The organism is Kitasatospora sp. NPDC057198 (assembly GCF_042670125.1).
Classification (GTDB): Bacteria; Actinomycetota; Actinomycetes; order Streptomycetales; family Streptomycetaceae; genus Kitasatospora.
Genome location: NZ_JBHUWH010000366.1, coordinates 1 through 8130 on the forward strand (window position 1 = coordinate 1; position 8130 = coordinate 8130).

Consider the following 8130-nt stretch of genomic DNA (forward strand, 5'->3'; position numbering starts at 1 on the left):
CCGCGGCCGCCGGCACGGGCACGGGCACAGGCCCGTGCACAGGCACGGCCGCCGGCACAGGCCCGTGCACGGGCACAGGCACAGGCACGTGCACGGGCACGGGCACGGGCACGGGCACAGCCGCGGGCGGGGCGTCAGCGCGGGTCGAGCAGCTCCCGGACGGCGGCCAGGTCGGCGTCGGAGGCCAACCCGGCGTGGTAGAGCCGCAGTTCGTCGGCGTCCGGGACGCCCCGCGGCGGGCCGCCGCCGAGCGCGGCGACCACCGGGAGGTTGGCGGCCAGCACGGTGCCGGGGCGGCGGTGCGGGGCGGCGAGCGGCAGCAGGTGGTGCGGCAGGACCAGGCCGTCGGCCAGGTCGAGCAGCCGGTCGGCCTCGACGCCGGGGTTGGGGCCGCTGCGGTGCGGGAGCGGGTCGGCGTGCAGCAGGATCCGGAAGCCGGGCGGGGCGGCGGCCCGGACGGCGGCGATCGCGGCGGCCTGCAGGCGGCGGGCGGCGGCCAGCCGGTGGGTGCGGGCGGTGGCGGCGAGGTCGGCGCCCAGCAGGCGTTCGATCCGCTCCCACTCCCCCGGCGGGTCGGGTTCGGGGGCGCCGCGCCACAGCGGTTCCAGCGCGGCCCGGACGGCCGTGCGCAGGGCCTCGGCGTCCGGGCCGTAGCCGGTGCGGCAGGCGGGGCAGAAGCACAGCGACATCAGGAACTGCCCGGCGGGGCCGAGCGGGACGCCGCCGATCTTGTCGTGGGCGTGCAGGTGCGCGAGCCCGTACCAGCCGCAGGACTCCAGTTCGGTGCCGCTGGCGCCGGGCCGGACGGCGGCTTCGGCGGCGAGGTCGGCGCAGTACTCGACGACCTCGTCCTGGGCGATGCACGGCGCCCAGGGGTAGTGCTCGCCGTAGGCGTTGCGCACGGTGCGGTGCGGGTTCTCGTGGCCGAGGCGGGAGTTGTGGGCGAGCACCACCCAGGAGTGCACCTCCAGCCCGGCCCCGGCGAGGGCGGTGGCGGCCTCGCCGAACGGGTCGGCGCCGTCCAGCCAGTGCTGGGCGTACGGGCGCAGTGCGCGGCCGTGCCAGCGGGCGGGGTCGGGCGGGTAGTAGGCGGCGGAGTGCGGGGCGGTGACGATCCGCCGGGTGGGGTGGCGGGGGGTCAGGGCCCGGGTGGAGTGGTAGGCGGCGGCGAGGGTGGTGCCGTGCAGGCCGAGGCCGGCGAGCAGGTCGGGGGCGGCCGGGTCTCCGGTGACGTCCCACGGGTAGAGGAAGGCGCTGGCGCGCACGGGGTCTCCTGGCGGGCGGGGCACCCGGCCGGTGGTGCGCCGGCCGGACACCGGGCGGGCGGGTCAGAGCAGGGCGCGGCCGCGGGCGACGAGTTCGGCGAGCGCGTCGACGTGGGCGGGGGCGGGTTCGGCGAGCGGGGCGCGGACGGTGCCGACGTCGAGGCCGTCGAGCCGGACGCCGGCCTTGACCAGCGAGACGGCGTAGCCGCGGCCCTGGTTGCGCAGTTCGACCAGGGGGCGGAAGAAGCCGTCGAGCAGGCGGTGGGCGAGCGCGTCGTCGCCGCCGTTGACGGCCTTGTGGAAGGCGAGGGCGAGGTCGGGGGCGAAGCAGAAGACGGCGGAGGAGTAGAGGGTGACGCCGAGTCCGCGGTAGGCGAGTCCGGTGAGTTCGGCGGTGGGCAGGCCGTTGAAGTAGCGGAAGTCCAGGCCGGGGTGGGTGGTGCGGACGGCGCTGATGACGCGCTGGAGCAGGTCGAGGTCGCCGATGCCGTCCTTGAGGCCGATGACGTTGTCGAGGGCGGCGAGGGCGGCGACGGTGTCGGGTTCGAGGACGGCGTTGTCGCGGGCGTAGACGATGACGCCGAGGGGGGTGGCCCCGGCGAGGGCGGTGTAGTGCCGCAGCAGGCCCTGCTGGGAGGGCTTGACCAGGTAGGGCGGCAGGGCGAGGACGCCGTCGGCCCCGGCGTCCTCGGCGCGGCGCAGGAAGTCCAGGGCGAGGGCGGTGCCGTGGCCGACCCCGGCGACCACGGGGACGGCCCCGGCGGTCTCCTCGACGGCGGCGGCGACCACGGCCCGGTACTCGTCGAGGTCGAGGGCGTGGTACTCGCCGGTGCCGCAGGCGGCGAACACGGCGCCGGCGCCGGCCTCGAGGCGGGCCCGGACGTGGGTGCGGAAGGCGGTGAGGTCGAGGCTGCCGTCGGGGGCGAAGGCGGTGACGGGGAAGAACAGCAGGCCGTCGAGGCGGCTGCGCAGGCGGTCGGGCGTGTCGGGCACGGGGTTCTCCTGACTGGACGGCGGGAGGGCGGGGCGGGCGGGCCGGATGGGGCTGCGGGCGCCACAGCAGCGTTATACATCATTCTGATCGCAGTACACATCCATGAACAGAGAATCAAAATCCTTGCCTGCCGGAGGGGTTGACGGCCCATCACGCCCTCCCTAGTGTGTCCACGCATGTGAACGGCGTCCATGAATGTAGAGGAGGTGAGCTCCCCGTGACGCTCGCCGGTCCGTACGGAGCCCGCACCCGCCGGGCGCTCACCCCGTACGTCCTGATCGCCCCGACCGTGCTGCTGCTGGTCGGTTTCCTGCTGGTGCCGCTCGGCAGCGTCGGCTACTACGCGCTCCAGCACCGGGTGGTGAACGAGCCGTACGACGACGCCTTCGTCGGGCTGGAGAACTTCCGCCGGATGCTGGGCGACGAGCAGTTCTGGCACAGCCTGCTGTTCTCGGCGAAGTGGGTGGCCGCCGAGGTGGGGCTGCAGCTGCTGCTGGGCCTGGCCCTGGCGCTGATCGTGAACGAGACCTTCGTCGGCCGGGCGGTGGCCCGGGCGCTGGTGTTCTCGCCCTGGGCGGTGTCCGGGGTGCTGACCACCGGGATCTGGCTGCTGCTGTACAACCCGGCCACCGGTGTCTTCCACCAGCTGTCCGAGCTGGGCGTCGGCGACCCGGCGGCCTCGGTGCTGGGCAACCCGGACACCGTGTTCCCGGCCGTGGTGGTGGCCGAACTCTGGCGCGGCGTACCGTTCTTCGCCATCCTGATCCTCGCCGATCTGCAGTCCGTCCCGAAGGACCTGTACGAGGCGGCGTCGATCGACGGCGCGGGCCGGATGCGCAGCTTCTGGCACGTGACCCTCCCCCACCTGCGGGACGCGATCGTGCTGGCCACCCTGCTGCGCGCGGTGTGGGAGTTCAACAACGTCGACCTGCTGTACACCCTGACCAACGGCGGCCCGGCCGGGGCGACCACCGGCCTGCCGCTGTACGTGGCCCAACTGGCCCGCAAGTCCTACGACTTCGGCTACGGGTCGGCGCTGACCGCGGCGGCCTTCGTGCTGCTGCTGTTCTGCTCGGTGCTGTACCTGCGGCTCAGCCGCTTCGAGGGCCGGGACGCGGGGGTGCGGCGATGACCACCGATGCCCCCCTGCTGCCCGCCGCCCGCCCGGGGGCCGCCCGCTCCGCCCGCCGGGCCGCCGCCGCCCGGACCGGCACCGGCCGCGCGCTGCGGCTGTTCCTGCCGCTGGGCCTGTACCTGGTCTTCACCCTGGTGCCGTTCTACTGGATGCTGCTGTTCGCGCTGCGCCCGGCCGGCTCGACCGCGCTGGTGCCCTGGCCGGTGACCTTCGAGCACTTCGACACGGTGTGGAACGGCATGGGCTTCCGCACCTACTTCACCAACAGCGTGCTGATCGCCGCGCTGACCCTGGTGTCGGTGACCTTCTTCGCCCTGATGGGCGGGTACGCGCTGGCCAGGTTCGCCTTCCGCGGCCGGCGGGCGTTCATGCTGGCGCTGCTGTGCACCCAGTTCGTGCCCGGCGCGATGATGCTGATCCCGCTGTTCAACGTCTTCCAACTGCTGCACCTGATCGACACCCGGTGGAGCCTGGTGGTCGCCGAGACGGTCTTCCAGCTGCCGCTGGCGATGATCCTGATGAGCGGCTTCGTGAAGAACGTGCCGGTGGAGCTGGAGGAGTCGGCGATGGTGGACGGCTGCGGCCGGCTGCGCGCCTTCCTCACCGTAGTGCTGCCGCTGCTGCGGCCGGGCATCGTCGCGGTCGGCTCGTTCGCCTTCATCGGCAGCTGGAACAACTTCCTGTTCGCGCTGATGTTCCTCAACGACCCGGAGCTGCAGACCGTCCCGGTGGGCCTGCAGACCACCATCGGCGAGAACACCGTGGACTTCGGCGCGCTGGCCGCGGGCGGCGTGGTCGCCGCGGTGCCGGTGGTGCTGGTGTTCGCCTTCGTGCAGAAGTACCTCGTCCAGGGCATGAGCGCCGGCGCCGTCAAGGGCTGAGCACCCCCGCACCCCGCACCCCGCTCCCCCGTGCCCCGCTCCCCCAGCACCTCCCACGCGTCCCCTCCCCATCCCGTCACAGACAGAGACAGGACTCCCACCCATGGCCCGCTCCCTGCGCACCGCCGCCGCGGCCCTCGTCGCGCTCGGCCTGCTGACCGCCTGCTCCTCGGGCGGCTCCTCCGGCGACTCCGCGAAGAAGACCGTGATCACCTTCTGGGACAACAACGCCGGCCCGGCCCGCACCCCGCTGTACCAGCACCTGATCGACGAGTTCGAGAAGGCCCACCCGGAGATCGAGGTCAAGTACGTCGGGGTGACCAGCTCCGAGGTCGCCGAGAAGTACAACACCGCGATCGCCTCGCACTCCACCCCCGACGTCGGCGGCGTCACCACCGCCCTGCTGGCCTCGCTCACCGCGCAGAAGGCGCTCGTCCAGCTGGACGAGCGGCTGGCGGGCAGCCCGCTGAACGGGAAGCTGTCGGCGGCGATGCTGGAGACCTCGAAGGCCGCGGCCGGCGGCAAGGGCCTGTACCAGCTGCCGTCCTCCGGCAACCAGGACGTGATCTGGTACCGGGCGGACAAGTTCGAGGAGGCCGGGGTGGACGTCCCGAAGACCTGGGACGAGCTGTTCGCGGCCGCGGCGAAGCTCACCGACAAGGGGAAGAACCAGTACGGCTTCACCATCCGCGGCGGCGCGGGCTCCGGCTTCCAGGTGCTCGCCGAGGCGTACGCCTATTCCGGGCTGACCGAGGTGTTCGACGCGGACGGGAAGTCCACCGTCGACGACCCGAAGAACGTCGAGCTGATCGCGAAGATCGCCGCCCAGTACAAGAGCACCACCCCGGAGGCCGACGTCTCCAACGCCTACCCGCAGATGCTGGCCCAGTTCCAGGCCGGCCAGGTGATGATGGTGCACCACAACCTGGGCTCCACCAAGGACGTGAAGTCCGCGCTCGGCGACAAGGCGGCCGGCATGCTGCTGCCCGCCGGGCCGGACGGCACCGCGACGCTGGCCAACCCGGTCGACGGCTTCGGGGTGTTCAAGAACTCCAAGCACCAGGACGCCGCCTGGACCTTCCTGGAGTTCCTCGACTCGCACGCCTCCAACTCGTACTGGAACGAGAACGCCGGCCAGATCCCCGCCAACACCGAGGCGTACGCGGACGACTGGTACGCCAAGTCCGGCATCACCAAGCAGGCCGGGGACGCGCTCAACAGCGGGAAGCTGGTGCAGCCGCCGGTCTACCTGCCGCAGTACTCGAAGATCACCAAGACCGAGGCGGAGCCGAACTTCCAGAAGGTGCTGCTGGGCAAGATGTCGCCCGCGGACTTCGCGAAGTCGGTGGCCGACGCGCTCACCAAGGCGCAGGCCGACTACAAGGCGAAGAACGGCTGACGGCGGTGGCAGCCGTCGAATCGGTCGAGGTGTCCTTCTTCACCACCCTCGCCCGCACCGCCGTCGACCCGCACGGCCACCGGCACCCCGCCGAGCCGCACGAGGTCCGCGAGGCCCTGCTGACCGTCACCGACGCCGACGGCGTCGCCGGACGGGTGCTGGTGCAGCCCGACCACCTGCGCCCGCACGTGCTGGAGAAGTACGTCCGGCCCGCGCTGGTCGGGCAGGAGGCGCTGGAGCGCGAACGGCTGTGGACCTCGCTGGCCCGGCGCCAGCGCGGCGCCGGCGGCGGCCTGACCGACCGGGCGCTGTGCTTCGTCGACCTGGCGCTGTGGGACCTGGCGGGCCACCGGCTGGGCCAGCCGGTGTGGCGGCTGCTCGGCGGGGCCCGCCGGGAGGTGCCCGCGTACGCGTCCACCATGTGCGGCGACGAGATACCGGGCGGGCTGGCCACCCCCGCCGACTACGCCGACTTCGCGCTGCGGCTGGTCGAGCAGGGCTACCGGGCGGTCAAACTGCACACCTGGATGCCGCCGGTCGCGGGCGCCCCCAGCGTGGCCCTCGACATCGCGGCCTGCACGGCGGTGCGCGAGGCGGTCGGCCCGGACGTCGAACTGATGCTGGACGCCAACCACTGGTACTCGCGCACCGAGGCGCTGCGGCTCGGCCGGGCACTGCAGGAGCTCGGCTTCTACTGGCTGGAGGAGCCGATGGAGGAGGCGTCGGTGTCCTCCTACCGGTGGCTGGCCGAGCAGTTGGACATCCCGGTGATCGGCCCGGAGACCTCCTGGGGCAAGAACTTCACCCGCGCCGAGTGGGCGGCCTCCGGCGCCTGCGACATCCTGCGCACCGGCACCACCGACGTCGGCGGCATCACCCCGGCGGTGCGCACCCTGCACCTGGCCGAAGCCTTCAACCTGGACTGCGAGGTGCACGGCAACGGCTCCGGCAACCTCGCCCTGCTCGGCGCCACCACCAACGCCCGCTGGTACGAGCGCGGACTGCTGCACCCGCTGGTCGACTTCGACCTGCTGCCGCCGCACCTGAACTCCGCCGTGGACGCGATCGACGGACGCGGTGTGGTGCGCCTCCCCGAACGCCCCGGCCTGGGCGACGATTTCGACCTCGACTACATCAAGTCCCACACCGTGGAGGCGTTGTGACACTCGTCCTGCTCACCGGCGCGGCCGGCGGCATCGGCGCCCTGCTGCGCGAACTGCTGCCCCCGTACGGCTACCGGCTGCGCCTGGCCGACCTCAAGCCCGTCGAGGGCGCGCCGGACGCGCTGGCCTTCGACCTGGCCGACGCCGACGCCGTCCGGGCGGCGGTGCGCGGCGTGGACGCGGTCGTCCACCTCGGCGGGATCTCGCTGGAGGACACTTTCGCCAACCTCGCGCACAGCAACATCGAGGGCACCTACCGGCTGTACGAGGCGGTGCGGGCCGAGGGCGTGCGCCGGGTGGTCTTCGCCAGCTCGAACCACGCGGTGGGCTTCACCCCGCTGGACGGCGACCTGCCGGTGCGCGCCGACACCCCGCCCCGGCCGGACACCTACTACGGCGTGTCCAAGGTGTTCGGCGAGGCGCTGGCCTCGCTGTACGCCGACAAGTACGGGGTGGAGACGGTCTCGCTGCGGATCGGCTCCTGCTTCCCCGAACCGCGCTCGCCCCGGATGCTCTCCACCTGGCTCAGCCCCGGCGACTGCGCCCGCCTGGTGCACGCCGCCCTCACCGCGCCCGGCGTCGGCCACACCGTGGTCAACGCGATCAGCGCCAACACCCGCGCCTGGTGGGACCTCGGCCCGGCCCGCTCCCTCGGCTACGAACCGCAGGACGACGCCGAGGCGTACGCCGAGCGGATCCTCGCCGAGCACGGCGAGCTGGACCCGGAGAGCGTGGACGCCCGGCTGATCGGCGGGCACTTCACCACCCTGTAGGCACGACCTCCACCCGCTCGCGGACCATGTCGACCGCGGCGATCCGGCCCTCCAGCGGCTCGCCGGGGGCCGGGTCGCCGCCGCCGCCGCGCAGCAGGACGGGCAGGCCGTCGAGTTCGGCCGTCCCGTCCGCACCCGCCACGACGGTGACCTGGTCGCCGACGCGCAGCGCCCGCAGCCGGGCCCACCGGAAGTCGCCGGGGGCCGGGTCGGTCTCCCAGCGGGCCCGCAGGACGCCGTCGGGGTCGGGGCGGACGGCGGTGAACAGCGGGAGGTCCTCGTCCGCGTAGATCGACAGCAGTGCGGCGCCCCGGGCGGCGGAGAGGTCCGGGGTTGGGTCCTCGGCGTAGTACCTGCCGTCGGTGATCCGGCCGTCCTCGTGCTCGACGAGCAGGCGGGCGTGGTCGTCCTCGTCCATCGCGGCCAGCCGCGCGGCCGCCGCGCCGACGTCCGCGAGGACGTCGGGCCACACCGAGAGCCGGGCGCGCGGGGCGAGGCGGGCCCGGACGGCGTCGAGGTT

Annotated in this window: 7 protein-coding genes and 1 pseudogene; 5 read left to right on the forward strand and 3 right to left on the reverse strand. The window is 73.4% G+C overall.

The features are described 5' to 3' along the window. Positions 1-134: 134 nt before the first annotated feature. Positions 135-1265: a hypothetical protein gene (locus ACFUEL_RS30130; protein WP_380239945.1), complete on the reverse strand. Its 1131-nt coding sequence runs from the start codon at positions 1263-1265 to the stop codon at positions 135-137. Positions 1266-1328: 63 nt separating this feature from the next. Further along, entirely contained in the window at positions 1329-2258 is a 930-nt protein-coding gene (locus tag ACFUEL_RS30135; protein ID WP_380239946.1) for a 5-dehydro-4-deoxyglucarate dehydratase, read from the reverse strand. Between the two features lie 218 nt (positions 2259-2476). On the opposite strand from ACFUEL_RS30135, the gene ACFUEL_RS30140 reads away from it, so the two are divergent. From ACFUEL_RS30140 to ACFUEL_RS30160, 5 genes are all read left to right on the forward strand, one after another. Next, entirely contained in the window at positions 2477-3391 is a 915-nt protein-coding gene (locus ACFUEL_RS30140) for a carbohydrate ABC transporter permease (protein ID WP_380239947.1), read from the forward strand. Further along, positions 3388-4275 carry a carbohydrate ABC transporter permease gene (locus ACFUEL_RS30145; RefSeq protein ID WP_380239948.1) on the forward strand — a complete coding sequence of 296 codons (888 nt, stop codon included), beginning with the start codon at positions 3388-3390 and terminating at the stop codon, positions 4273-4275. Before ACFUEL_RS30140 ends, ACFUEL_RS30145 begins: the two co-directional genes overlap by 4 nt. A 103-nt stretch (positions 4276-4378) precedes the next feature. Continuing rightward, a complete protein-coding gene (locus ACFUEL_RS30150; protein WP_380239949.1) occupies positions 4379-5674 on the forward strand; it encodes an ABC transporter substrate-binding protein in 1296 nt (431 codons plus the stop codon). A gap of 5 nt (positions 5675-5679) precedes the next feature. Next, entirely contained in the window at positions 5680-6837 is a 1158-nt protein-coding gene (locus ACFUEL_RS30155; RefSeq protein WP_380239950.1) for an enolase C-terminal domain-like protein, read from the forward strand. Then, positions 6834-7610: an NAD-dependent epimerase/dehydratase family protein gene (locus ACFUEL_RS30160; RefSeq protein ID WP_380239951.1), complete on the forward strand. Its 777-nt coding sequence runs from the start codon at positions 6834-6836 to the stop codon at positions 7608-7610. Before ACFUEL_RS30155 ends, ACFUEL_RS30160 begins: the two co-directional genes overlap by 4 nt. Here ACFUEL_RS30160 and ACFUEL_RS30165 read toward each other — a convergent pair. Beyond that, a pseudogene (locus ACFUEL_RS30165) lies at positions 7597-8130 on the reverse strand (RNA-binding protein); the annotation flags it as partial. The gene ACFUEL_RS30160 and the pseudogene ACFUEL_RS30165 sit on opposite strands and share 14 nt — an antisense overlap.

Coding starts and splice junctions, on each gene's coding strand:
- ACFUEL_RS30145 (WP_380239948.1), top strand. CDS start 3,388: ATGACCACCGATGCCCCCCTGCTGCCCGCCGCCCGCCCGGGGGCCGCC.
- ACFUEL_RS30150 (WP_380239949.1), top strand. CDS start 4,379: ATGGCCCGCTCCCTGCGCACCGCCGCCGCGGCCCTCGTCGCGCTCGGC.